This is a genomic window from Rhodanobacter terrae, from assembly GCF_042657005.1.
Classification (GTDB): Bacteria; Pseudomonadota; Gammaproteobacteria; order Xanthomonadales; family Rhodanobacteraceae; genus Rhodanobacter; species Rhodanobacter terrae.
In genome coordinates, this window is record NZ_JBHSNG010000002.1 from 47,156 (window position 1) to 72,328 (window position 25,173).

The 25,173-nt window shown below is 63.9% G+C and carries 19 protein-coding genes; 12 read left to right on the forward strand and 7 right to left on the reverse strand.

The window, feature by feature from the left end:
* Positions 1–102: 102 nt before the first annotated feature.
* Entirely contained in the window at positions 103–792 is a 690-nt protein-coding gene (locus ACFPPB_RS02125; protein ID WP_377323949.1) for a class I SAM-dependent methyltransferase, read from the reverse strand.
* Between the two features lie 237 nt (positions 793–1,029).
* Here ACFPPB_RS02125 and ACFPPB_RS02130 point away from each other — a divergent pair, with 237 nt between their 5' ends.
* Both ACFPPB_RS02130 and ACFPPB_RS02135 read left to right on the forward strand, forming a co-directional pair.
* Complete coding sequence (locus ACFPPB_RS02130; RefSeq protein WP_377323951.1) at positions 1,030–1,902, forward strand: DUF3014 domain-containing protein; 873 nt, start codon at positions 1,030–1,032, stop codon at positions 1,900–1,902.
* Between the two features lie 444 nt (positions 1,903–2,346).
* Positions 2,347–2,958 (forward strand): 2'-5' RNA ligase family protein, encoded by a 612-nt coding sequence (locus ACFPPB_RS02135; RefSeq protein WP_377323953.1) that lies wholly within the window; start codon positions 2,347–2,349, stop codon positions 2,956–2,958.
* A 135-nt stretch (positions 2,959–3,093) separates the two neighbouring features.
* Here the strand turns inward: ACFPPB_RS02135 and ACFPPB_RS02140 are convergent, their stop codons facing one another.
* Positions 3,094–3,549 carry a cupin domain-containing protein gene (locus ACFPPB_RS02140; RefSeq protein ID WP_377323955.1) on the reverse strand — a complete coding sequence of 152 codons (456 nt, stop codon included), beginning with the start codon at positions 3,547–3,549 and terminating at the stop codon, positions 3,094–3,096.
* Positions 3,550–3,595: 46 nt separating this feature from the next.
* A complete protein-coding gene (locus tag ACFPPB_RS02145) occupies positions 3,596–4,204 on the reverse strand; it encodes a TetR/AcrR family transcriptional regulator (RefSeq protein WP_377323957.1) in 609 nt (202 codons plus the stop codon).
* 94 nt (positions 4,205–4,298) lie between these two features.
* On the opposite strand from ACFPPB_RS02145, the gene ACFPPB_RS02150 reads away from it, so the two are divergent.
* From ACFPPB_RS02150 to ACFPPB_RS02190, 9 genes are all read left to right on the forward strand, one after another.
* Positions 4,299–5,420, forward strand: coding sequence for an MBL fold metallo-hydrolase (locus ACFPPB_RS02150; protein ID WP_377324473.1), 1,122 nt, complete (start codon positions 4,299–4,301; stop codon positions 5,418–5,420).
* A gap of 229 nt (positions 5,421–5,649) precedes the next feature.
* Entirely contained in the window at positions 5,650–6,957 is a 1,308-nt protein-coding gene (locus ACFPPB_RS02155; protein ID WP_377324475.1) for an NfeD family protein, read from the forward strand.
* 211 nt (positions 6,958–7,168) lie between these two features.
* On the forward strand, positions 7,169–7,945 hold the full coding sequence (locus ACFPPB_RS02160) for a slipin family protein (RefSeq protein ID WP_377323959.1): 777 nt from the start codon (positions 7,169–7,171) through the stop codon (positions 7,943–7,945).
* A 66-nt stretch (positions 7,946–8,011) separates the two neighbouring features.
* A complete protein-coding gene (locus ACFPPB_RS02165; protein WP_377323960.1) occupies positions 8,012–8,833 on the forward strand; it encodes an SAM-dependent methyltransferase in 822 nt (273 codons plus the stop codon).
* A gap of 218 nt (positions 8,834–9,051) precedes the next feature.
* Positions 9,052–9,366 carry a hypothetical protein gene (locus tag ACFPPB_RS02170; RefSeq protein WP_377323962.1) on the forward strand — a complete coding sequence of 105 codons (315 nt, stop codon included), beginning with the start codon at positions 9,052–9,054 and terminating at the stop codon, positions 9,364–9,366.
* A gap of 44 nt (positions 9,367–9,410) precedes the next feature.
* Positions 9,411–11,207, forward strand: a complete 1,797-nt coding sequence (locus ACFPPB_RS02175; protein WP_377323964.1) for a tetratricopeptide repeat-containing diguanylate cyclase — start codon at positions 9,411–9,413, stop codon at positions 11,205–11,207.
* A gap of 96 nt (positions 11,208–11,303) precedes the next feature.
* On the forward strand, positions 11,304–13,004 hold the full coding sequence (locus tag ACFPPB_RS02180; RefSeq protein ID WP_417715087.1) for a M28 family metallopeptidase: 1,701 nt from the start codon (positions 11,304–11,306) through the stop codon (positions 13,002–13,004).
* 356 nt (positions 13,005–13,360) lie between these two features.
* Positions 13,361–13,663, forward strand: a complete 303-nt coding sequence (locus tag ACFPPB_RS02185; protein ID WP_377323968.1) for a hypothetical protein — start codon at positions 13,361–13,363, stop codon at positions 13,661–13,663.
* A 70-nt stretch (positions 13,664–13,733) separates the two neighbouring features.
* Positions 13,734–15,476: a GGDEF domain-containing protein gene (locus tag ACFPPB_RS02190; RefSeq protein WP_377323970.1), complete on the forward strand. Its 1,743-nt coding sequence runs from the start codon at positions 13,734–13,736 to the stop codon at positions 15,474–15,476.
* Between the two features lie 165 nt (positions 15,477–15,641).
* Here the strand turns inward: ACFPPB_RS02190 and ACFPPB_RS02195 are convergent, their stop codons facing one another.
* From ACFPPB_RS02195 to ACFPPB_RS02210, 4 genes are all read right to left on the reverse strand, one after another.
* Positions 15,642–18,416, reverse strand: coding sequence for a M14 family zinc carboxypeptidase (locus ACFPPB_RS02195; RefSeq protein ID WP_377323972.1), 2,775 nt, complete (start codon positions 18,414–18,416; stop codon positions 15,642–15,644).
* Between the two features lie 276 nt (positions 18,417–18,692).
* Positions 18,693–20,024, reverse strand: a complete 1,332-nt coding sequence (locus tag ACFPPB_RS02200) for a hypothetical protein (protein WP_377323974.1) — start codon at positions 20,022–20,024, stop codon at positions 18,693–18,695.
* 233 nt (positions 20,025–20,257) lie between these two features.
* Complete coding sequence (locus tag ACFPPB_RS02205) at positions 20,258–22,558, reverse strand: transferrin receptor-like dimerization domain-containing protein (RefSeq protein WP_377323976.1); 2,301 nt, start codon at positions 22,556–22,558, stop codon at positions 20,258–20,260.
* Positions 22,559–22,745: 187 nt separating this feature from the next.
* Entirely contained in the window at positions 22,746–24,167 is a 1,422-nt protein-coding gene (locus ACFPPB_RS02210) for a hypothetical protein (protein WP_377323977.1), read from the reverse strand.
* Between the two features lie 203 nt (positions 24,168–24,370).
* Here ACFPPB_RS02210 and ACFPPB_RS02215 point away from each other — a divergent pair, with 203 nt between their 5' ends.
* Positions 24,371–25,147, forward strand: coding sequence for a class I SAM-dependent methyltransferase (locus ACFPPB_RS02215; RefSeq protein WP_377323979.1), 777 nt, complete (start codon positions 24,371–24,373; stop codon positions 25,145–25,147).
* The last annotated feature ends 26 nt before the right edge of the window (positions 25,148–25,173 follow it).

Here is a 25,173-nt window from a genome sequence, read left to right on the forward strand (position 1 = left end):
CGCAGACCGGCGATGCCTGATTCTTGTCGCAGCCGTGTCGCCGGCATGTGACCGTGTTGTTATCGAAGGGATGCCGGAGCGGCATCGGCAGGCCGCCGCCGTTCAGTGGATCCGCGTCGGCAGGCCATTCGCCATCACGTCGCCGCGCCGGTAGCTCAGCAGGCGGCCGCGGAACGGTGCGACATCGGCTGCATCGAAGCGGCTGCGCAGTTCGATGACGGTGAAACCCTGGTCGGCGAGCGCGCGGGTGAACGGTGCACTGTTGCCGCGGCCGGGATCGGTGATCAGCACCTCGGCATCGGGCAGGGCATGACGCTGCACCATCGCGGCGAGCAGCTCGGCGTGTCCGCTCTCGTACAGGATGTCGCTGCCGATGATCAGGTCGAAGCGGCCCAGCGCGACGTCGGGCACTTCCCAGCGCAGGTCGCAGTACCCGATCGCCGCCAGCTGGTTCTGGGCGGCGTTGTGGCGCAGGAACGGATCGGCAAGCGGGTGGTGGTCGCTGGCGGTGATGTCGGCGCTGCGCTGCTGCAGCACCAGGCTGGACAGGCCCAGGCCGCAGCCGAGCTCGAGGATGCGCTTGCCCACGACGTCGTGTGTGGACATCGCCTCCGCCAGCACGCGGCCCGCCGGCCACACCTGCCCGAACAGGCTCCACAGTGCCGAGGATATGCCGGCGCGCTCGGCCAGCTGATGAGGGTCGGCGAACTGCTGCAGGTCGCTCAGCGCACGGATGCGGTAGTCATGACCGCCAAGGCGGACCACGAGTTCGCGAGTGGTGTAGCCCGGCATGGGCACTCCAGTGAGGGCGACGTCCCGGCCGATGCCGGCGGGATGAAGCGTGAGAGGGAGCGAGGCGGCGTTTACCGTCGAGACGCCGGAAAGGAGCGCAAGCGCGACCATCCTATATGGAATGCCTGTGCGGTGGGTTCACGCAGACTCGGATGGACGGGAAAAACCGCAGCAGGATGAACGAATCATGCGTGGACAAGTCAAACACCACGATCAAGCAAAGAGGCGGGAAAAATCGTGAGAAGACGTGCATCGGTGGGCAGCTGGATCGGCGCGGTGATCGTGGTGCTGGGCATTCTGCTGGCAGGCGGGTACCTCGCATACAAGGCCATGCATTTGAGTGCGCCGCAGATCGCGGTGGCACCGGCAGCTTCAACCGCCTCGAACCTCACGCCGGCTGCAGCTGCCAGCGTGCCGGTCCGGCATCCGATCGAACAGGCGCAGGCGGGACCGGCATCCGCCTCGACCGCGGCGCTGCCGGCCCTGAGCGACAGCGACGCCGATGCAGCCTCGGCGCTCACCAGGCTGGCCGGCGACGAGCTGTCGTCGCTGCTGGTGCGCCAGCAGCTCATCGCGCGCATCGTGGCCACCATCGATTCGCTGCCGCGCCGCGGATTGAGCGTCTACATGCTGCCGGTACGCACGCCGAAAGGTGCATTCAGCACGGACGACAACGGCAGCGCCACCGTGATCGGCGCCAGGAATGCGGCACGCTACGCGGCTTACATGAAGATCATCGAAGCTGCCGATCCGCAGGCGCTGGTGGCCTGGTACGTGCACGCGTATCCCTTGTTCCAGGAGGCCTACCGGCAGCTTGGCTATCCCAAGGGCTACTTCAACGATCGGCTGATCGCGGTGATCGACGACCTGCTGACGGCGCCGGAACCGGCGCAACCGCCCGCACTGGTGCACTCCAGGACTTATTACGTCTACGCCGACCCGGCGCTGGAATCGCTGTCGGCCGGCCAGAAGCTGCTGCTCCGTGTCGGCCCCGCCAACGAGGCGACGATCAAGAACAAGCTGCGCGCGATCCGTGCGGCCCTGGTCGGCCAGCATCTACGTGCCACGCCGGAGCCGGCGGGTACGGCCGGACAGGCTCGCATGCCGTAGAAGCTGGTCTCAGGGGATGGTCCAAACAAGCCCAGACGCAAAAATTGAGCGCGCTTTATCTTGATGACTTGCGGTGACAGGCATTGGAAAATTCGGACTTATCCAGACCCACCCTTAGGGACGAAGTCTTCTGCGATCAGGAGAAAGGTGCACATCGGCCGCGGCTGATTGTGTGGGAGCCACTTCAGTCGCGACGGTGTAGCAGTCGTTGCGCCGCTCGCTTGTGCGTCGAGCAGCTGCGGCGCCGCGATGCCGCGGCCATCGCGACTGAAGTCGCTCCCCACAGGTACACAGGCATCTCGACGACGGGCAGAAGCCTGTCCAGACGTTCTCTGGCGGACGCGGATTGCCAGGCGTCCCAATCCACTCTGCCATCTTTCCCTGCGCGTCATGGGCACCAGGAAAGAGTGGTCACTCACTTGTTGCGGACGGCATGATAGACAGATGGCGATTCGACAAACTCCCGGCGATATCCCGCAGCTCGACCTGCTTGGCGACGCGCAGGCCGGGCCGGCCGAAATCCATCGCCTGTTCCTCGCGCTGATACCCGGCGATTCCGTGCGTGCCCGCCTCGCCGCGGTGGCCGACACGCTCAGGTTCCAGTGCCCCGAGCTGCGTGCACGATGGGTCAATCCGGTCCGTTATCACGCCACGCTGCATTTCCTCGGCGATCACCCGATGCTGCGGCCGGATATCGTCGCTGCCGCAAAAACGGCGGCGGACAGCATCCGCATTGCGCCTTTCGAGTGGCTGCTGGACCATGCGGCGGGTTTCCATGGGCGCCAGCCGCCGTGCGTATTGCGCTGTTCGGTGGTGCCCGAGCCGCTGCAACAATTGTGGCAGGAGCTGCGTCGCGCACTGTTGCTGGCCGGGCAGGGCCGGCAACTGGAACGGACATTCACGCCGCATGTCACCCTGGCCTATAGCCATGGCGTGCTGTTGCAGCCCACGGCGATCGAACCGGTGCCGTGGCGGGTGGACGAAGTCGCTCTGATCCACGGCGTAGTCGGACAGCCGCAGCAGCAGGTATTGGGGCGCTGGCCGCTGCGGGATTGAGTGGAACGTCCTGACTTCGCGCCCGTCATCCCGGAATCGCGAAGCGATATCCGGGACCCAGCGCCTTGCCCATCACCGCGCGAAGCGAAAGACACCGGATTTCCGCTTTTGCGGTAATGACGAAACAACGGTTGATCAGGCGTACTTCGTACCGTCCTTGTGCGTGAAACCGCCGTCCGCTCGTGTCAGGTGCAGGTCGATGTCGGGGTAGCTGCAGGTATCGTCGTCGCGGCGGCTGCCGATTTCGAGATAGACGGCCATCGTGTCGCTGCGGTTGATCAGATGGTGGCCGTCCGCGACATTCGCGGGAAAGGCGGCGCAATCCCCGCCGCGCAGCAGTTGCTCGCCTGCGTCGGTGATCAAGGTCAGCTCGCCCGACAGCACGTAGACGAACTCGTCCTCGCGCGAATGCCAGTGGCGCTGGCTCGACCACGCGCCCGTAGGCAGCTGCGTGAGGTTGACCCCGAAATCGGTCAGCCCGCCGGCGTTGCCTAGAGCCTGCCTGACGCGTTCGCTGGCGTGTTGCGCGAACGGGGCCGGATAGCCCGAGCCCTTGCGCCGGGCTACGGAAGTCACATCGATCTTGGGCATGTCTATCTCCAGTGGACCGTAAAAGGTTGACCGCGATGGATCTACTTCAGTGGGTGCCGACGCTGTTCAGCCGGCTGATCAAGGTGAGGCACGCTTCGTCGATGACGCGTTTCTGCGTGGCCTTGTCCGGCGGCGGTTGCCATGCGATCACCGAATGCCAGTAAGTGGACGATTTCAGCATCGCCATGAAGGTGTCGGCGGCGGCGCGCGGATCGAGCTTGCCCAGTCTGCCGGCCTTGCCGGCCTCGCTGAACCAGCGGAACAGGCCGTGTTCCTTCTCGCCGAACTGCGCCATCAAGGTCAGGCTGCGCTCTTCCGAGCGCATGCATTCGACCATCAGCACGCGGCTCAGCCGGATGAAGTCGGGATCGCAGATCAGCAGCATTTCCAGCACGGCGATCTCGCGCAATTGCTCGGCGAAGTCGCGCTTCTTGTCGAAGTGCAGTTTGCCCAGCGGCGCCACGCGCTCGATCAGCAGCAACAGTACCGCCTCGAACACGGCCTCCTTGGACGGGAAGTGTTTGTACAGCGTGCGCTTGGAAACCTCGGCGCGGCTGGCGATGGATTCCATGCTGGCGCCGGCGAGCCCCTGTTCGGCGAGTTCGGCGATACCGGCGTCGAGCATGGCGTTGCGTTTGCTGAGGCTGCGGTTCAAGAGCGGCTCCTGAAAGTATACGGAGTAGTTTACTTTCTTTGCGCGCCGGCATAAAGTACACGATATCGTTTACTTGCTGACGGAGTCATTCGTGATGGTAACCAGCTTGATCGTCTTCGCTGTGCCTGGGCTCGTGTTCGCGGTGTGGCGCGTGCTGCACCGCGCGCCGGTGGATGCCGGCCACGCCGGCGCGGTCGCCTGGCACGGCGGCCGTTTCCGCAATGTGGCCGATACTCGCGCCGGCAGTTTGCGCGCCGTGATGCGCGAGTTCTGGGTCAACCGCGGCATCCGGCGCAAGCCGCGCACGGCGTTGCCGGTGGCGCCGGTGCGTGCCGATGTACTGGGCGGCCCGGCCTCACAGGCGTTGCGGGTGACCTGGCTGGGCCACTCCACCGCGTTGATCGAGATCGACGGTCTGCGCCTGCTCACCGATCCGGTATTGAGCGAACGCGCTTCGCCGCTGCCGTTCGCGGGGCCGAAGCGTTTCACGCCGCCGGCGCTGACGGTGGCGCAGCTGCCTCCGGTCGACGCGGTGCTGCTCTCGCACGATCACTTCGATCATCTGGATCGCGACACCATCCGCGCGCTGTTCGGCAAGGTCGAGCGTTTCTACACGCCGCTGGGGGTTGGCAGGCGGTTGATCGCCTGGGGCCTGGAGGCCGCTCGCGTGGTGGAACTGGACTGGTGGCAGGAAGCGAGTTTCGGCCCGCTGACCCTGGTCGCCACGCCGGCGCAGCATTTCTCCGGTCGCGGGCTGCGCGACGGCAACTCCACGCTGTGGGCGTCGTGGTGCGTACTCGGCGCAAACGAGCGCCTGTTCTTCAGTGGCGACACCGGCATGCACGAGGGCTTTGCGCAGATCGGCGAGCGCCACGGGCCGTTCGATCTCACCTTGATCGAATGCGGCGCGTACAACGAACTGTGGCCGGACGTGCACATGCAGCCGGAGCAGTCGATCGCCGCGCATCGACTGGTGCGCGGCGGAACGATGATGCCGGTGCACTGGGGCACGTTCGATCTGGCCATGCATCGCTGGGACGAGCCGGCCGAGCGCATCCGCGCGCTGGCGGCGGAGCAGGGCGTACGGCTGGTGCAGCCGCGCCCGGGCGAAACCGTAGCGCCCGATTCCGTTCTTCAATCGGCGTGGTGGAGGGCGTTCGAAATCGACGCCGTGCCCGAACTCTCGACCCGCACCGGGCAGGAGCTCGCCGCCTGATGCGGCCGTGGCCGCGGGCCGCCGGAGCGCAGGGCGGAAGCGGCCGGCCAAGGTGGCGTTCCCCATGTGCTGAACGGCGGTGCGGGACCCGTACCGGTAGCGACGAATGATCGGTTTGTATACATCGTCCGCGCTACGATAGCCGCATCGACATTGATGTCGCCGGGAGTTCGATGGGATGACACGTTGGTCCTGGTTGGGCGGGGTGGCGATTTTCTGCCTGCTGTCGATGCCAGCGGTCGCGGCCCCGCCGCCTGCCGATCGCACGGCGACCCAGGCCATGGTGGCGCAGATCTCGCTGGACGGCCCGATCGGCCCGGCGGCAGCGGAATACTTCGACGATGCCTCGCAGCGTGCGCTGGCCGACGGCGCGGTGGCGATCGTGCTGCGGCTGGACACGCCCGGCGGCCTGGCCGATTCGATGCGGCAGATCATCACCGGCATGCTGGGCTGCAAGCTGCCGGTGCTGGTCTATGTCGCGCCCGGCGGCGCGCGCGCGGCCTCGGCCGGCACCTACATCCTGTATGCCGGGCAGATCGCCGCGATGGCGCCGGCCACGCACCTGGGTGCGGCGACGCCGATCCAGCTGGGTGGCGCCACGCCGATGCCTGCGGCCGCCAGTTCCGTGCTGAAAGACAAGTCGGCCGAAGGCGACGATGCCGAGTCGCGCAAGGTGCTGAACGATTCGATCGCCTACATCCGCTCGCTGGCGCAACTGCGCGGGCGCAATGCGCAGTGGGCCGAACAGGCCGTGCGCGGCGCGGCCACGCTGACCGCCAGCGAAGCGGCGCAACACCACGTGATCGACTTCGTGGCGGCCGACGTTGCCGATCTGCTGGCCAGGGCGGACGGTCGCCAGGTGCAGGTAGGCGATCGCAGCGTCACGCTGCAGCTCAAGGGCGCAAGCGTGCGCAACTACGCGCCGGGCGCCCGCACGCGTTTTCTGGCCGTCATCACCAACCCCACCATCGCCTACCTGTTGCTGCTGGCCGGCATGTTCGGCCTGGTGATGGAAGCGATGCACCCCGGCGCGATGTTGCCGGGCATCGTCGGCGGCATCTGCCTGCTGGTCGGCCTGTACGCGCTGCAATTGCTGCCGGTGAATTATGCGGGCCTGGCGCTGATGGCGCTCGGCGTCGGCCTGCTGGTGGCGGAGGCGGTCAATCCCACGATAGGTGCGCTGGGCGCCGGTGGCGTGGTCTCGTTCGTGATCGGTTCGGTGATGCTGATGAAGGCGGATGTGCCGGGCTACGGCGTCAACCTCGGCGTCATCGGCGGCCTGGCCTTCGGCGCGGCGACCTTGCTGGGGCTGATCGTCTGGCTGGTCTTGCGTTCGCGGCGCGCCCATCAGTTCAACGACGTGGCGATGACCGCGGAGTCCGGCGTGCTGCTGGAACCGGTGAGCGCCGGCGGCGAGGCCTGGGTGATGCTGCATGGCGAGCGCTGGCGCGTGCACTGCGACAGCGCCTTGCCAGCCGGCGCGCGGGTGCGCGTGGTGCGCCGGCAGGGTTTGCTGTTGTGGGTGGTGCCGGCGTGATCCACACAAGGGACCTGTATTGCAGGACCAATTGTTGTGGGAGCGACCTGTTGTGGGAGCGACTTCAGTCGCGATGCCCTTGCCCCGCAGGCACCTATAGTCGCGACTGAAGTCGCTCCCACAAGGGCATGATCTGCCAGGCATGATCTGCAAGGGCAAGGTTTGCTAAAGGCACGGTTGGCAATCTCACCGATTCACAGGAGATAGCGTCATGTTCGGATTCGTCGGAATACTCGTAGTCCTTGGCATATTGCTGCTGTTCTCCGCGGTCAAGATCCTGCCGGAGTACCAGCGCGGCGTGGTGCTGACGCTGGGCCGCTATACCGGCACCAAGGGACCGGGGCTGGTGCTGCTGATCCCCGCCGTGCAGCGGATGATCCGGGTCGATCTGCGGGTGACCGTGATGGACGTGCCGCCGCAGGACGTGATCTCGCGCGACAACGTTTCGGTGCGCGTGAATGCAGTGGTCTACTTCCGCGTGGTGGAACCGGACAAATCCGTTCTGCAGGTGGAGAATTTCCTGCAGGCCACCAGCCAGCTGGCGCAGACACGGCTGCGCTCGGTGCTGGGCCAGCATGAGCTGGACGAGATCCTGTCGCAGCGCGACTCGATCAACCACACCTTGCAGACCATCCTCGACGAGGCCACCGACCCGTGGGGCATCAAGGTCGCCAACGTCGAGATCAAGGATGTCGACCTCAACGAGACGATGGTGCGCGCGATCGCCCGCCAGGCCGAGGCCGAACGCGAGCGCCGCGCCAAGGTGATCCACGCCGAGGGCGAGATGCAGGCCGCCGAGAAGCTGCGCGACGCCGCCGCGATGCTGTCGCAGCAGCCGCAGGCACTGCAGCTGCGCTACCTGCAGACGCTGGCCGACATGTCCAACAACGGCAAGTCCTCGACCATCGTGTTCCCGCTGCCGCTGGATCTGATCCGGCCGTTGATGGAGGCGTTTCCGCCGAAGCCGGATCCGGCTTCGACCCGCTGAGCTGGCGCGACTGCCCAGGGCAAGTGAATAATGCCGCTCACTCCCTGGCGCAGACGAGCAAGTCACATGGATGCAACACGTACACCCGGAAGCCTGGTCTGCGTGGGTCTGGGCATGACCCTGGGCTCGCATCTGGGCCCGCTGGCACGCAGCCATATCGAGCAGGCGGACGTGGTGTTCGCCGGCCTCTCCGACGGCATCGTCGAGCTGTGGCTGAACAAGATGCACACGGATGTGCGCAGCCTGCAGCCGTACTACCGCGAGGGCAGGTCGCGCATGCAGACGTATCGGCAGATGGTCGATGCCATCCTGACCGAAGTGCGCGCAGGCAAACGGGTATGCGGGGTGTTCTACGGCCATCCCGGCGTGTTCGCCTGGGCGCCGCACAAGTCCATCGAGATTGCCCGCAGCGAAGGCTATCCCGCGCGCATGGAACCGGGCATTTCGGCCGAGGATTGCCTGTACGCGGATCTCGGCATCGATCCGGGCCGGTTCGGCTGCCAGCATTTCGAGGCCAGCCAGTTGCTGTTCTACCAGCGCCGGATCGACCCGACCGCCTACCTGGTGTTGTGGCAGGTGGGCCTGGTCGGCGACCAGTCGCTGGCCCGCTTCTCCACCGGCCCGGCCTACAAGCAGGTGCTGGTCGACGTGCTGGCGCGCGACTACCCGCTGGGTCACGAGCTGATCATCTATCGCACGGCGACGCTGCCGATCCAGTCGCCACGTATCGAGCGGGTGGTGCTGGGCGATCTGCCGCAGGCGGATATCGGCATGGCCGATACGGTGGTGATTCCGCCCGCGCGAGCCATGCAGGTGGATCATGAGATGAGGGCGAGGCTGGATGTGCTGGACAGGGCGATGTCTGATGCCGTTCGCGATGTCGGCTAACACCGTTGGTGGAGAGATTGGGCAGGCTGCCGGAGCAGGTGCGAGCAGGCAAGGTGCTGTACTGCCTTCGGCTGGGTTCCGAAGAGGCGAAAAGTGATGTGAGAGGATGGCACGAGGTGCCGGTTCGGCGGGGGATATCGACAGTTTTGCAAAATATGCCGGATTGCAGCACGAAGTATGCGGTCTGCTGTCGAGAAACGGCATAAGGGGATCATCAAGTGTTCGACGTCATCGATTTTCTTGAAAGCATGGGTCAGGATGCGCAGCTGCGTTACGCTTCTTCGGAAGAAATTGCCGCCACTTTGGCGGGGCAGCCAATGGATTCGAAGTTGCGCGATGCCCTTCTTGCGAAGGATGCACAGAGGCTTGGAGTGATGCTGGGGAAGGAGCCTTTCTGCTGCTATATCAACCCCGCCAAGGAAGACGAGGGCGAAGATGACAAGGACGACAAGGACGAAGGTGAGGAAGACGGCAAGGGTGAGGGTGATAGAGGCAAGGTCAAGAAGGAACCATCGACGAACCCCAGAGAATGACCCCAATGACTCCAGCTCTTGCGTGGAGGTGGAGAGGGCAGAGAATGTCTCGACCGCGTACGACGAGCTGGCTGCTCCTCGCGGTGGCAGCAATAGGGTTGCTCCCCCTGGCTGGGGCCGCTGCCGTGGTCCAACCGCAGCACGCATCTTTGCCGGAGGATCCTGCGCAACTCCTCAAGCTGGCTGATGGCGCCGAGTCGTCTGATATCAATGAGTTCACCGCGCTGATGCAGCGGCTTGATGACGGCAAGTTGAAGCTTTCCCCACAGCAGCAATTGCACCGGCGTTATCTTGTTGCAAGGCAGATTATCTTTCGTGGGGACTTTAAAGCGGCCCTTCCGTTGATGAAGGCGATCGCGGATCAATCAGAAGATCCCACTCTCTCGTTTCGAGCGAGTGCGACTGAGGTTGACCTCCTGGTGACGCAATCTCGATATGAAGAGGCATTTGCACGGTTGAGCCCGCTTCTGGAGAAGCTTCCGCAGATCACTGAAAACAGGGTTCGCATACAAACTCTTGGCGTTGCTTCGCAATTGCATCTTGAGGCGGGGCAATACGACATGGCAGTCAACTATGCGGAGCAATTGCTCAAGGAAAGTGATAATCCGAAGAATGCCTGTATCGGTTGGTACTACATGCTCGATGCGCTTCTTCGGGAGGGGCGGCTGCAAGCCGTCGGTGAACGAATCCGTGGCGGCATGGGAGCCTGTAATCGTGCCGGAAATGTCCTGATTGCCGGCATGTTCAAGTCGGTCGTCGCGAGGTTTGACATTCAGAAGGGGCAGCTCGCTGAAGCCATTGGCCTGCTGCAAGACAACTACGCGGATGTTCAACGCAAGCGCTTTCCTCCGCTTATTTCCGATTTCGACGAGCTGCTGGCACAGGCTTACTGGAAAAGCGGCGATGCGGTGTCGGCAAAAATGCACGCACTTCGCGTTGTCGAAAATAACAAGGGAATCGGAGGCTTATATTCCGAATCGACCAGGGCTGCTTATCAGGTTTTGTATCAAGTCGAAAAGAAGCAAGGCAACTTGAGTGAAGCTCTTGCCTATTTCGAAAACTACATGATCGCCGACAAGGGTTATCTGAATGATGTAAGCGCGAAGGCGCTGGCCTACCAGACAGTCAAGCAGCAGGTTCTGGCGAAAAAGCTGCAGATCGACACGCTGAGCAAGCAGAACCAGATCCTCACGCTGCAGGAGACGCTCGCCAAGAAGGCGGCGGAAACCAGCCGGCTGTATATCATCCTGTTGCTGATAGTGCTGGCATCGATTGCCATGTGGACTTACCGGGTCAAGCGCTCGCAGCTGCGCTTCATGAAACTGGCCCGGCGCGATGGCCTCACGGGTATCTTCAATCGGCAGCATTTCGTCAACGAGGCCGAGCTGCAGCTGCGGTACTGCCGAAAATCAGGGCGACAGGCCTGCCTGGTGCTGATCGATCTGGATCACTTCAAGGTGGTCAACGATACGCATGGGCACGCGGTGGGTGACCGCGTGCTCAAGCGCGCGGTGGAAGCGTGTGAACAGCATCTGCGCTCCACGGATATCTTCGGCCGCCTCGGCGGCGAGGAGTTCGGCATCGTGTTGCCCGAATGCACGCTGGAACAGGCACTCAACCGGGCCGAACAGATCCGCGTGGCTATCGCCACGGCGGCCAGTGGCGACGACGCGCTAGGCATTTCGATCTCAGCCAGCTTTGGCATCTCCAGCGTGGTTCTTTCCGGCTACGAACTGCGACAGCTGCTGATCCATGCCGACGAGGCGTTGTACCGGGCCAAGCGCGAGGGCCGCAATCGGGTCAGCGTGGTCGGCCACCCGGAAGTGTTCCCGACGGGCTGAATTCCCGGCGCCGGCGGCGACATGCGTGGACAGCGGCGGGTGGTCGCGCTAAAACAGCAGCTTGTCCCCGAGTGCTGGAGTCCTTCGATGCGTGCCATGACCACCGCTCTCCTGCTCGCCTTCGCTGCCGGTGCGGGCTCGCTGATGGCGGCGACGCCAGCGGTCTCCAACGGGCCGGCGACTGCCGAGGTGGCGCTGGCGCCACAGATCAATGCCGCGGATTTTGCGCAGTTCGACAAGACGCTCGCCTCCGATGCGTTCGGCGGGCGCAAGCCCGGCACGATAGGCGCGCAGCGCACCACCGACTGGCTGGTTGCGCAGTTCAAGCGCATGGGTCTGCAGCCGGGCAACCACGGTTCCTGGTACCAGCCGGTGCCGGCCGATTCCACCGAGCTGCTGAATACCAAGGTGACGCTGGATATCACGGCACACGGCAAGCCGCTGAAGCTGGCCTACCGCACCGACATGATGGCCCAGACGCTGCAGGCGAAGGCCCTGGTTGACCTGAAGAACTCGCCGGTGGTGTTCCTGGGTTATGGCGTCGATGCACCGAACTGGCATTGGAACGACTACCGGGGCGTCGACGTGAAGGGCAAGACGGTGGTCGTGCTGGTCAACGACCCGGGCTTCGCCACCGGCGATCCGAAACTGTTCAGCGGTCGCACGATGACCTACTACGGCCGCTGGACCTACAAGTATGCGGAGGCGGCGCTCAAGGGCGCGGCGGCGTGCTTCATCGTGCATACCAGCGATGCCGCCGCCGGCTATCCGTTCAGCGTGCTGCAGAACAGCGGCAGCGGGCCGCAGTTGAGCCTGCCGGCCAGGGTCGATCCCGCGCCGCGCCTGCCGGTGGCCGGCTGGCTGACCCGCGACGCCGCCACGCGCCTGTTCGCCGCCGCCGGGCTCGACTTCGGCCAGCTGGAAAAGGCCGCGGCGAGACCCGGCTTCAAGCCGGTGCCGCTGGATGCCACCGCGTCGCTGAGCCTGCGCAACAAGATCGGCCACCTCGAATCGAAGAATGTGGTGGCGATGGTAAAGGGCAGCACGAAGCCCGACGAAGCGGTGATCTATACCGCGCACTGGGATCACCTGGGTACCGATCCCACCCGCAAGGGACATCAGGTCTTCAGCGGCGCGATCGACAACGGCACCGGTCTGACCATGCTGCTGGAGCTCGCCGACGCGTTCGCGCATCAGCAGACGCCGCCGCCGCGCAGCGTGCTGTTCTTCATGCCCACGATGGAGGAATCGGGCCTGCTCGGCTCGCAGTATTACGCGGCCAAGCCGGTGTTCCCGCTGGACAAGACGGTGGCCGATATCGCGGTCGATGCGCTGCCTATCATCGGCCGCGCCCGCGACATGACGGTAATCGGCAAAGGCCAGTCGCAACTGGAGGACATGCTGGCCGACGTGCTGAAAACACAGGGCCGGGTGACCTCGCAGGAGACCACGCCGGAGAACGGCTTCTACTTCCGCTCCGATCACTTCAACTTCGCCAAGGCCGGCGTGCCGGCGATGCTGGCCAGCTCGGGCCTCGACCTGCTCGATGGCGGCAAGGCAGCCGGCGAAAAGGCGGCGGAGGACTATACGGCGCACCGTTATCACACGCCGAACGATGTGTTCAATCCGCACTGGGATTACGCCGGCATCCTAGAGGACACCCAGGCGCTGTACGAACTGGGGCGGCAGCTGAGCCAGCCCGGCGTGTGGCCGCAGTGGTATCCCGACAGCCCGTTCCGGGCCGCGCGCCAGGCGATGATGCCGTCGGCGGAGCCAGGCGCGAACGCGGCGAAATAACGGAGGCTGTGCCGGCCGGATTCGTCGCAAGGACGAGGGCTCTCGAACAGCCTTCGGCCTGACCATGGGAGATTTCGAACCCCCGTCCGGAGCAGCTGTAGGAGCGCACCTTGTGCGCGATAGCGACGGCCGTGAGGTCAGTGCAACTTAGGCACGAACCAGCCGTATTCGGCCTATAGCGCCTTCCGGCCCGAAACAGGCATAGAATTGGCGGCGGGCTTGCCCAAAGGGGACACCGGGCAAGCTTTTCAGCCAAGCAGTGATTTTTCGTGGCAAGGCTCTCTCCTTGTACCGGACATTGCGGGGAAACAAGCGCTATAGCGCATCGGAACAACCAACTGTCAGGGGGCAGACTAATGACGGATGTCATCGATTTTCTGGAACAGATGGGACAGGACGCGCAGTTGCGTCATGGATCGCAGGATGAGGTGGAACTGGCGTTGACTAGTACGGAGATTGCTCCAGAGTTGCAGGCGGCAATTCTCACCAAGGATCAGGCTCGCCTGGAGACGTTGCTCGGGCAAATTCCTCTCTGCGTCGCTTTTTTCCCAGGCGAAGAGGAAGAGGAGGAAGAAGACGAGACCGAGGAAACTCCGTCACGGGAACCAGGTGAGGCTCCTGAGCACATAGGTCGTCGAGCCGTGATCCCAGCGGCCTAATCTAATGTTTCCATCGGGCAAACACTGCTGGGCATGCTTTGCTGGCTGGATATTGCTCGCGGCCATGCTAATGGGCACGGCCGTCGCGGCCGTGCCCACATCTGACGATTTCTCGCGGCTGCTCAAGCATGCGGACAGCATCAAGACGTCGGATCATCCCGAGTTCCTGCAGCTGATGAAGCGGCTCGGCGGCGAGACGACCAGACTTTCCCCGCAGCAGCAGATGTATTTACGCTATCTCCAGGCATGGGGCATTGGCTATCAAGGTGATTACGAAACTGCAACGCCGCTGTTGAATGCAGTCATTACGGAATCCACGGATGCCACGCTGCGGTTTCGCGCAGGCACGACCCTGGTGAATATGCTTTCCATCGGATCTCACTATGAGGAAGCGTTTGCGCAGATAAGCCAGTTACTGGATCAGTTGCCGCAGATTGCAGATAAGGATGCTCGCATTCAGACTTTGGGCGTCGCTTCAATGCTCTACAACGACGCAGGTCAATACGATCTCGGCTTGAACTACGCGAACCAGATGCTCCGGGAAAACCCGGTCGGTGATGGTGACTGCAAAGGTAGGTTTCTCCAGGTTCAGTCGCTCTATGAGAGCGGCAAGTTCTCGACACTAGACAGGCAGTCCAGTGAGGCCATTGATGCCTGCAATAAGAAATCAGAGTTCCTATTCGCCAATTTGATACGTTTCAATGTGGCGAATTTTGACATTGAACATGGTCAATCAGCTGCGGCGATCGAGCTTTTGCAGAAGAACTACGCGGATGTCCAGCGTATCGGTTACCCTGAACTGACTTCGGATTTTGATGCGTCCCTGGCGCAGGCGTATTGGAACGAAGGAGGTATCGCGCTGGCGAAACAGTATGCAAAAGCCGCCGTTGACGGCGGCGTCAAACACGAGTTCACGAAGTCGCTGACCAACGCCTATGCGTTACTGTATCTGATAGAAAAGAAGCAGGGCGACCTGGATGCTGCACTGAGCTATCACGAAAAATACATGGCGGCCGACAAGGGCTATCTGAACGATGTCAGTGCCAAGGCGCTGGCGTACCAGACCGTCAAGCAACAGGTGCTGGCGAAAAAGCTGCAGATCGACACGCTGAACAAGCAGAATCAGATTCTCACGCTGCAGCAGACGCTCGCCAAGAAGGCGGCGGAAACCAGCCGGCTATATATCATCCTGTTGCTGATAGTGCTGGCATCGATTGCCCTGTGGACTTACCGGGTCAAGCGCTCGCAGCTGCGCTTCATGAAACTGGCCCGGCGCGACGGCCTCACCGGGATCTTCAACCGGCAGCATTTCGTCAATGAGGCCGAGCTGCAGCTGCGGTACTGCCGGAAGTCGGAACGGCAGGCCTGCCTGGTGCTGATCGACCTGGATCACTTCAAGGTGGTCAACGATACGCATGGGCATGCGGTGGGCGACCGTGTGCTGAAACGTGCGGTCGAGGCATGTCAGCAGCATCTGCGTTCCACGGATATCTTCGGCCGCCTCGGCGGCGAGGAGTTCGGCATCGTGTTGCCCGAATGCACACTCGAACAGGCGCTCAACCGGGCCGAACAGATCCGCGTGGCGATCGCCACGGCGACCAGTGGCGATGACGATGACACGCCCGGCATCCCGATCTCCGCCAGTTTCGGCGTGGCCACGATTGCCCGTTCCGGTTACGAGCTGCGTCAGCTGCTGATCCATGCCGACGATGGGCTGTACCTTTCCAAGCGCGAAGGTCGCAACCGGGTCAGCGTGTGCTACGACACGCAACCGCGCCAGCGGGTCGCTGGCGTGGCCACCGATCGCGCGTAAGCCGGCGCATCGATTGCGCGGCTTGCTTCATCTCGACCACGTTCCTGCAGCCGGCCCGGAACACGTGTAGGAGCGCACCCTGTGCGCGATGCTCTTCCGTGACGTAACGAATAGCCATCGCGCACAAGGTGCGCTCCTACAAAATCGAGGTTTGTTCGAGGCCGCTCAATGTGACGCCGCATCCTGCGGTTTTGCCGACGGCGTATCCAGCCGGTCGAAGTTGACGATGGCGTTGAACACCAGCGGATAGCTGCCGATGGTCTCGCCGCGCCAGATCGGGTTGCTGGAAAACAGCAGCACGTGGCCTTTGCCGTAATGGGCATCCACTACGGCGGCGCGTTCGGCCATCTCGTCGCCGCCGTCGAGCAGGCCGGAAATCAGCAGGTGTGCAGTGTCCGCATAACGCAGGATCACCTGCGGACGCTGCCCATCCGGAATCACCCTCGGGTTGTTGCGCATCTGCTCGGCGTTCAGCGGCAGCGCCTGCCACGGCTTGACGTCGGGCAGCGCCGGCGGCTCGATCGAGGCGCGTCCTTCCGGCGTGTCGGTGTCGTGCGGGCCGCCGCGTCCGGTCGGGCGCTGGAAGTCCTTCGCGGTGGGCAAGCCCTTGTCGCCGGTGACCAGGTTGGACACGGTGAACGACTGGCCGGCCGCGCTGTACAAGGCCAGCTCGTCGCGGGTGTAGCTGGCGGCGGTCGGGCTGCTGCGATCGACGAACTTCGCCTGCAGCACGCTGCCGACGACTTTCAGCTTGGTAGCTGGCGTGACGAACACGCCCGGCGCCATGCCGGTGTCGATCGCGAATTTCGCGGTGTCCTCGGACGTGATCAGCAGGCCGCCGGAGCTCACGAACTGCTTGAGGTTGGCGAGTCCGCTGGCGCCCAGCCCGGGACGTATGTCATCGGTGGCATCGATATGGCCGAGGTTGGGTGTCAGCTTGGTGGTCTTCCACGGCATCGGATTGCCCCACATCGGCAGGCCGTCGATGATCTGCTGCGTGCTGACGCCGCCGACCGGGCCGAACAGGATCACGTCGTACTTCGCGCGCAGGTTTCTGCTGCGCGCCACGTCCTGGGTGCTGATATAGCTGTACGGCACGTGCAGCTTGTCCAGCGCCATGCGCCACCAGCCCTCGGTCTGGGTGTCCAGCCAGGTGTGCATCAGCGCGATGCGCGGCAATTTTCCGTTCGGGATGTCGATCGCAGCCAGACCCTGCGGCACCGTGACGGGCTGGCTGACGAGATCCATCGGTGCTTTCAGGATGGCGTTGTCGGTGACGCGCACGACCTTCACGTCGAACAGGTCGCCCATCGACCAGGCGGTGTCGTCGTAGGGATGCTGCTGCGGATCCTTCGGCGACCAGTACTGGCGATCCAGCAGCGTATCGGCGATGCGCGAGTACGGCTGGTCCATGCGCACCACGTAACTGCCGGCGGGGAAGGTTTGGGTGGTGGTTTTTGGAGTCTTGCCGTCGTCTTTCTTCGCCTTCGGCAACGTCACCGTGACCGGCGCGGTAATCCGGCTGACTTCCGCATGCTGCAGCTGCATGATGCGCAGCAGCTGCGCCTGCGAACCGCTGCGCCGGTCGTCGGCCGGAAACACGTAAGCCGCCGGACCGGCTTGCTGCGGTTTCTCGATCGAGCGCTTGCTCTTGAGGTAGAAGTTCTTCAGGAACAGCGGGCCATTGCCGGAAAAATAATTCAGCGCGGTGAGCAGGCCGGTCTGCTCGTAGTTGTTGTTGTCGCGTTGCGACCACAGCACGGTCGGCAGCGGCGGGTTGGGCTTGTACCAGGTGCGCTGGTAGTCGCTGGGATCGAGGATGCGCTGCACGGTATCGGCACCGTCGTTGCCGAACGTTTCGTACAGCCGGCTGATGCCGTTGTGCATGGCGGCGATGAACATCAGGTAGCCCGGGCTCCAGGTATCGAAGTCGCCGTGGGTGAACACGCCGGGCATGCCGAACTTGGTCAGCTGCTGCACGTTGTCCCAGCCCAGCTGCTGCCACTCGCCGGTGAGGATGGGGTCGATCCACGCGTTGTACGGGCCGTCGCCCACGGTGTTGTCGTACAGGAACGGCACCGACTCGTGCAGGTCGTGCAACACCTGCGCATGCCAGCCGATATAAGTGTCCGCCACGTTGCGGGTGAGGTTCAGCGTCATCGCCATCGCATCGCGGTTGTTGTCGTGCGCGACGTAGTGGCCCCAGTACAGCAGCGGCGGATAGTTCTGGCCCGGATGCGCCAGGTGCCAGTTGTAGCGGTCGACCATGCGGTCGCGGCCGTCGACCTCGACGATCGGCGTGATCAGGGTGATCACGTGCGAGCGGATGTGCCGGATGTACGGCGCGTTGTCCACCGCGAGGCGATAGGCCAGTTCCATCAGCGCGGTGGGCGCTCCGGACTCGGTGGAGTGGATGGTGCCGGTGATGTAGTAGACCGGCGTGGACTGCGCGATCAGCCGGTCGGCGGCGGCGTCGTCCATGTCGATGCTGCGCGGGTCGCCCAGCTTGGCCAGGCGCGCCTTGTTCGCGTCCAGATCGGCCAGCAGGCTTTCGTCGGCGATCGCCACCGCAATCATCTCGCGGCCTTCCTCGGTCTTGCCGATCGAGAACACCTTCACCCGCGGACTGGCCGCGGCCAGCGTACGGAAGTAGCGATAGACATCGGCCGAGTAGGGCAGGTAGTTCGGTGCGCCGGAAATGTGGCCCAGCACTTTCTCCGGCGTGGGCACGCTGGACGAGGCGGGCAGGTAATCGGTCAGCGGCGAGTTGAACGAGGGATCGGTGGTGAACTTGAGGATCTGCTCGGTATAGCCCTGATCGATCGGCTGGGTGGGGTCGCGTGCATACGGCACCGAACCGTCAGGCGCGGTCGCCGCGAGGACTCCGGCGCTACCGAGCGCCAGCAAGGTGACAAGTGAGAGCCGGACGGACACGCGCATGATATGGATTTCCCTCGGGCCGCAGGCAGCGGATCGCTGCACTTTGCCAGAAGGAGATCGACCGCGCGTAGCCCATCAGTTGGGTAAGGCGATGGCCGTGACTTCGTCCTGATGGGGCGAGCTGCCGCATGTCATCGGCCTTTGGCTCCGATGACGCCCCGAGCTCTGCCCGGAACTTCTGTAGGAGCGCACCCTGTGCGCGAATGGCCTCGCGGGGTACACCCGGAGGAACCATCGCGCACAGGGTGCGCTCCTACAAAATCGGGGGCGGGCGCCTTAGAGATCGATGTCGTCGCGAGCCAGCACGTGCCCGTTCGCATCCATATAGGTCAACCGGTATTTTCCGGGTCGCAGGTAAAGATCGCTGCCGGGCTGGCCCTCGGCGATATGTACCTGGGTCATGGGCAACTCGCTGAGGGACTTCGGCTCCAGGACCAGACGATCCGCCGGTATGGCATCCGGGCTCTCATCGGCATGGCGAGCTTCGATGAGGCATGGGTATCGGCGTACGCACCTGGCGCCGCTGACGAAGTACGGCTTGCGCTCGCCGCCCAGGATCAGCCAGGTGGGACGCCCGTGCCGCAACGCCTGAGGCGGAAAGAACACGCTGACGTCGTAGCCCGCACGGAGTATCCAGGGTCTGCCGGCCTGGTCCTGAAAAACGATAGGCACCTTCGGCCGCAGCTTCTGCACGACGGCGGTGTAGGTTGGATGATCGTCGCCGGCTGATCGATGCGGAAACAACACGGTCTGTTCGATGGTGAGCGGGTCGATGCCGGTGAGCTTGCGCAGGTGTTCGGCCATGGACGCGCCGCCGAGAAACGTTCCCGATTCCCGGATGTGTTCATAGCCGGCATTGACCACCAGGCGCGCGTGCGGATCTTTCTGGAAGACCTGGCGATAGAGGTTGTCGGCCTGCTCGGCTTCGCGGGCATCGCCGGTGGCGTCCGAAGTGGCTTCGTAGGCGATCACCTTGAAGCCGAGCTTCAGCGCGGTGCGTACCATGTCGGCGTAGATCGGTTCTTCGGTATAGAAGCCGCTGCCCTCGACCGGATAGCCGCGTGCCTGCAAACCGATGTCGGTCTGCGAGAGCGTTTCGGCGGCGAAGTAGTCGAAGCCTTCCGCGCGCAAGCTGGCCAGCAGCTGCACGGTCAAGGTGCGGGTGAGCGGCACGTTGTGCGCTTCGTTGAGGAACACCGCCCGGTAGTTCCTGGCCAGCTCGGGAATCGCTTCGAGTGCGGGGCGGGCGGTGTACCCGGAGCCGGGCAGCGGCGGCGGGCTGTCCTGCGGCAGCTGCGCCTGTCTGATGGAAAAGGTGGCCGAAGCACCGGGATAGTCGCCGAGAAAGGTCTGATACCAGCTCAGGTACTGGTCGAAAAGCTGATGGAAGGCCGGATCCCTGTTGCCGGCGTACGCCGCACGCATGAGCTGGTAGCGGGCCAGCAGCCCCTTGTGCTGGTCGGCGTCGCGCACGATGTTCCCATACAGGCGCGAGGCCTCGGCCTGACGGGCCTGCCACGAGTCGGCCGATTGCGCCAGAGCCGCCGCCGACATGCCGGCAAGCAGCAACGTGCATGCAAACCTGGTTCCTGCTCGAGGCAGCGACATGAGCTTCCGGTGACCGTTTCCGGTTGGGTGGCAGGCCCGTTTTACTCGTCTGTGCGGCGGCTGTCGCGTGCGGCAGAAGTCCGTGCGCCGAACTGCTTTTTCGCATTATCTGATCAGTGCCGAACCTCGCCCATACGCAACGTCACCCCGGCTTTTGCCGGAGTGACGAGAAGAAAGCACGGCAGGCCGAGGTTGGGCGCCAATCGGGCCGCACTGCGCAAGAAGGCGACGGATTACTTGTTCAGCAGCGCGGTCAGCCGGTCGAGTTGCTCGCCGTAGCGGTCCAGCACTTTCGCGGTGACCACGGCGTAGCGGTTGGCCTCGTCCCAGCGGCGTGCCTCGATCGCCTCGCGCACGCCGGGCACGGTCTTGACGTCGTAGCCGGTGAGCATGCCGGGGGCGTAGATGAAGTGCTTGAACCAGGCGCGACCAGGCAGGCCGGCCGGATCGGTCAGGGCCTGCTCCATGCCGCCCATCCACTGGTTGAGCTGCTGTTGTTGCGCGGCCGGCATGTCGAAGCCCGCGGCGGCGCGTTTATCGTAGGCCGCCTGATACGTCTGCGCGCTCAGCTCGAGCCGCTTCGCGGCCTGGTCCAGCGGGGCCAGGTCGATCGCCGGCATGTCGGAGTCGCGTGCGGGTGGGGCGACCGGCCGGGTCGGGTCGGAGGTCAGCGCGAACGCATGCAGGTCAAGCAACTGGTGCTGTTGCTCGGTGGCCTTGCGGGTGTCGTCGACCAGCTTGTGCAGTTCACCCACGTAGCGGTCGAGCGTGCTGCTGAAATCGCCGAAGCGCATCGGCAAGACGCTCGCATCCGCGGTACGCAGCACGATGTGGCCGGCGACCTTGGAGAGTGCGACGCCGTACTCGAAGGTGGGGTCGCCGAAGCGCACGTAATGGTCGAACGAGTCGTAGCGCGAATGGTAGATGCCGCCGTCGTCGTCCTCGCCGCTGAAACCGAGGTCGAGCGAGGCGATGCCGAGATGTTCCAGGAACGCGCTGTAGTCGGAGCCGGAGCCCAGCGCCTGGATCGGCACGTCGCCGCCTGCCGCTGCCAGCTTGGCGTTCGCCTTGGCCTCGGGCTTCGCATCCTTGCCGGCGCCTTCGACCAGCATGCGCGCGCGCATGCGTTCGCGCACGCTGACGTGGGTTTCCGGATCGGTCACGCCCTCGGCGACCTGGTTGACCAGGCGCTGCAGCGAATGGCTGCCGCCGGCATCGAGGAAACCGCGGCCGTTGGTGTCCGAGTTGAGGTACAGCACGGCCTTCTTCTGCAGTTCGGCCGCGTGCGTCTCGGCCCATTCGGTCGAGCCGAGCAGACCCGGCTCCTCGCCGTCCCAGCTCGCGTAGACCAGGGTGCGCTGCGGCCGCCAGCCCTGTTTGACCAGGCCGCCGATCGCCTTGGCCTCGGCCATCAGGGCGACATTGCCGGCGAGCGGGTCCCAGGCGCCGAACACCCAGCCATCGTGGTGGTTGCCGCGCACGATCCACTGGTCCGGCGCGGTGGAGCCCTTGAGCATGGCGATCACGTCGTAGATCGGTTTCTGGCTCCAGTCCGACAGCACGGTGAGGTGCGCCTTGGCCGTGCTGGGGCCGACGTGATACGTCAGCGGCAACGCGCCGCGCCAGCCGGACGGCGCTACCGGGCCGGTCAGCGACTGCAGCAGCGGGGTAGCGTCGGCATAGGAAATCGGCAGCACCGGAATCTTCAGGATGGTTTTCGCATCCTTGATCGCCAGTCGCTTGGCGCCCGGGGTGGAGCCGATGCCGGGCGTCAGCGGATCGCCGGGATACAACTGCATGTCAGCCACCGAACCGCGCTGCACGCCTTGCGCCGGGCGCCAGCCGCCTTGCGGATAGGCATCGCCCTGGGCGTAGCCGTCGTCGCGCGGATCGGAATAGATCAGGCAGCCGACCGCACCGTGCTCCTGCGCAAGCTTGGGCTTCAGGCCACGCCAGCCGGCCCCGTAGCGGGTGATGACGATCTTGCCGCGCACGTCGATGCCGCGGCGGGCCAGCTCCTTGTAGTCGTCGGGCATGCCGTAATTGGCATAGACCAGCGCTGCGGTGACATCGCCGTCGCCGCCATAGACGTTGTACGGGGGCAGGGCGCCGGCTGCGTTGGAGGTGGCATCGCCGGGGACGACAGGTTCTTTCAGCACGGCGGTGTAGGGGTGCGGGCCCAACAGCTGCAGCGCCACCTTTTTCGGGGTGGGATACAGCACGCTGAACGTCTCGATGTGTGCGTCCCAGCCCCATTCGCGGAACTTCGCCAGCATGAACTCGGCATTCGCCTTGTCGTGCGGCGATCCCACCTGGTTGGGCGCCGACGACATCTGCTTGAGCCAGCTGCGCTGGTCGGCGGGGTCGAGCTGCGCGTCGAAGCGCTGTTCCAGGCTTTGCTGGGCGGCGGCATGGGCGGGAGTGAAGCCGAGCATGCCGCCATCTTCGTGGCGGGCCTGGTCGGTGGCGGCGGCCGCGAAGGTCGCAAGCACGCCGGCCAGCGTCAGCAGCGGGCGGATTTTCCATCGAGTCATCTGTTATCGCTCCCCATCGGTTGATCGTCGGGTGAATCGCGGTCTGACCTGGCCGGATTCAATCCGCCATGGCCATGTCCGGTTCGTTATACGCGCACGTGACAAAGCCTGCCTAGGACAGTAGTCATGCCTGTCGCACGCCTTAGCCGGGGTCTGCCTTGACCAAGGCGTTGGGGGCGGACGATGCTTACGGCCCCGCCGCGCTCGTGGCAGCCCCGATTTTTGGCGGTACCTGAGGCGGATCGGAGTAGCCGGATGACTCGGCTTGATTTCCGTCCGGGACGGTAATTTCCTGCTGAAACAACTCATGGGCGTCTAGATCGCTGTAAGTCAATCTGTATTTACCCGGCCGAAGATAAAGGTCACTGAAAGGCGCGCCTTGATGGAAGCGAATACGTTCATCTTCCACTGCATTCAGGGGTACTGGATCGAGCGCCACGAGGTCGGCTGGAATAGCGTCGTCACCTTCATTGGCATATCGCGCCTCCACCAGGCACGGGTATGAACGTCGACAGCGTTCGCCGCTGACGAAATAGGGCATGCGCAGGCCGCCGAGACTGAGCCATGTAGGGCGTCCATGTCGCATTTCCTGTGGCGGAAAGAACACGCTTACGTCATACCCTTGACGCAGCGACCACGGTTTGCCTGCTTTGCTCATGAACACGATCGGCATCTTCGGCCGCAGCTTTTGCATGACCGCGGTGTAATAGGGATGGTCATCGTCGCCAGACTGATGCGGAAACAGCATGGTCTGTTCCACGGTGAGTGGGTCGATGCCGGAAAGCTTGTGAAGATGCTCGGCCATGGAGGATCCGCCGAGATAGACGCCCGATTCCTGGATATGCGCATAACCGGCATCGAGCACCAACCGTGCATTCGGATCCTTCTTGAATATCTGCCGATAGATGTTGCGTGCCTGTTCGGCTTCGCGGGCGTCGCCGGTGGCGTTGGAGAGTGCTTCGTAGGCGATCACCTTGAAGCCGAGCTTCAGGGCGACACGGACCATTTCGGCACAGATCGGCTCTTCAGTGTAGAAACCACTCGCCTTGATCGGGTAGCCGCGCGCCTGCAATCCGGTGTCGGTCTGGTAGAGCGTTTCGGCGGCAAAATAGTTGAAGCCCTCTGCACGCAATTTGCCAAGCAGCTGCACGGTCAGCGTGCGAGTGAGCGGTATGTTGTGCGCTTCGTTGAAAAACACCGCGCGATAGTTTTTGGCCAATTCGGGAATGACATCCAACGCCGGACGGGCGGTGTAACCGGGGTTGATCAGCGGCGAGGGGCGGTCATCCGGTAACGCCGCCTGCCTGATCGAGAAGCTGGTCGCGGCGTCCGGATAGTCGCCGATGAAGGTCTGGTACCAGCTCAGGTACTGGCCGAAGATGATATGGAAGGCAGGGTCCTTGTTCTGCACATAGGCGTAGCGCATGACTTGGTATTGGGCCAGCAGACTTTTGCGCTTGTTGGCGTCCTGCATGATCTGCTCGGACTGGCGCGAGGCCTCGATCTGGCGGGCTTGCCACTGTGCGGCCGATTGCGCGTGGCTGGTCGCGAGTGTGCAAGCCAGCAGCAGCGCACAACCCAACGGGATTCCTCTGCGAAGCGACAGCATAGATGCTCCTGTCTTCAGTTAGGCAAAGCGACAGTACCTGCTTTTACCAACGTGTGCGGGCGCTGTCAGGTGCGCGGCTACGCAGCCCTTGCGGACAAGCATGGGTCTTGAGCCGGGGCATTGCACCATGCCAAGCGGCACAGGGCCGCGCAGGTTATTTGGGTGCACAATCGGCGCCACCTTGCCCATGAACGGAGTACGTCATGCGTCCGACTGTTCTTGCTGTATTGATTGCCCTCGCGCTTCCCTCGGTGGCGCTGGCGCGGGTTTCGAATCCGCATCCCGGGGCCGTTTCCTCCGTCGTGGCCAAAGCCATCGGCGATCCGGCCCGGCAGGCGGATGTGTCCAACGATGGCCGCCGCAAGATCGCGGCGGTGATGACATTCGCCGAGGTCAAACCAGGCCAGAAGGTGCTGGAGCTGATTCCCGGCAGCGGTTATTTCACCCGCGTGTTCAGCGCGATCGTGGGATCGAAAGGCCATGTCTATGCGCTATGGCCGAACGAATATGCGAAAGAGGATGCTGATGATCTGGCCGGTTCGCAAAAGCTCGCCGCCGATCCGCACTACGCCAACGTCAGCGTGCTGGCCCAGCCGGCGAACCAGCTCAGCGTGCCGGAGCCGGTCGACCTGGTGTTCACTTCGCAGAACTATCACGACTACCCCGACAAGTTCATGGGCAAGGTCGACCCGGCGGTGCTCAACAAGCAGGTGTTCGACGCGCTCAAGCCCGGTGGCCTGTGGGTGATCATCGATCACGTGGCGCCGGCGGGCTCCGGCATGGCCGACACCGACACGCTGCATCGGATCGATCCGGCGATCGTGAAGAAGCAGGTGGAAGCGGCCGGCTTCGTGTTCGACGGCGAGAGCGACGCGCTGCGCAACCCGCACGATCCGCACACCATCAAGGTGTTCGACAAGTCGATACGCGGCCACACCGATCAGTTCATCTACCGCTTCCGCAAGCCGGCCACGAAGTAGCCGCAGGAACCGAGGCAGGCCGTGCG

Bases quoted from the DNA above. Each gene is read 5' to 3' on its own strand.
- ACFPPB_RS02210 (WP_377323977.1), bottom strand. From the start codon at position 24,167: ATGCTGTCGCTTCGCAGAGGAATCCCGTTGGGTTGTGCGCTGCTGCTG.
- ACFPPB_RS02175 (WP_377323964.1), top strand. From the start codon at position 9,411: ATGTCTCGACCGCGTACGACGAGCTGGCTGCTCCTCGCGGTGGCAGCA.
- ACFPPB_RS02135 (WP_377323953.1), top strand. From the start codon at position 2,347: ATGGCGATTCGACAAACTCCCGGCGATATCCCGCAGCTCGACCTGCTT.
- ACFPPB_RS02140 (WP_377323955.1), bottom strand. From the start codon at position 3,549: ATGCCCAAGATCGATGTGACTTCCGTAGCCCGGCGCAAGGGCTCGGGC.
- ACFPPB_RS02150 (WP_377324473.1), top strand. From the start codon at position 4,299: ATGGTAACCAGCTTGATCGTCTTCGCTGTGCCTGGGCTCGTGTTCGCG.
- ACFPPB_RS02160 (WP_377323959.1), top strand. From the start codon at position 7,169: ATGTTCGGATTCGTCGGAATACTCGTAGTCCTTGGCATATTGCTGCTG.
- ACFPPB_RS02185 (WP_377323968.1), top strand. From the start codon at position 13,361: ATGACGGATGTCATCGATTTTCTGGAACAGATGGGACAGGACGCGCAG.
- ACFPPB_RS02165 (WP_377323960.1), top strand. From the start codon at position 8,012: ATGGATGCAACACGTACACCCGGAAGCCTGGTCTGCGTGGGTCTGGGC.
- ACFPPB_RS02200 (WP_377323974.1), bottom strand. From the start codon at position 20,024: ATGTCGCTGCCTCGAGCAGGAACCAGGTTTGCATGCACGTTGCTGCTT.
- ACFPPB_RS02195 (WP_377323972.1), bottom strand. From the start codon at position 18,416: ATGCGCGTGTCCGTCCGGCTCTCACTTGTCACCTTGCTGGCGCTCGGT.
- ACFPPB_RS02215 (WP_377323979.1), top strand. From the start codon at position 24,371: ATGCGTCCGACTGTTCTTGCTGTATTGATTGCCCTCGCGCTTCCCTCG.
- ACFPPB_RS02205 (WP_377323976.1), bottom strand. From the start codon at position 22,558: ATGACTCGATGGAAAATCCGCCCGCTGCTGACGCTGGCCGGCGTGCTT.
- ACFPPB_RS02180 (WP_417715087.1), top strand. From the start codon at position 11,304: ATGACCACCGCTCTCCTGCTCGCCTTCGCTGCCGGTGCGGGCTCGCTG.
- ACFPPB_RS02125 (WP_377323949.1), bottom strand. From the start codon at position 792: ATGCCGGGCTACACCACTCGCGAACTCGTGGTCCGCCTTGGCGGTCAT.
- ACFPPB_RS02155 (WP_377324475.1), top strand. From the start codon at position 5,650: ATGCCAGCGGTCGCGGCCCCGCCGCCTGCCGATCGCACGGCGACCCAG.
- ACFPPB_RS02190 (WP_377323970.1), top strand. From the start codon at position 13,734: ATGGGCACGGCCGTCGCGGCCGTGCCCACATCTGACGATTTCTCGCGG.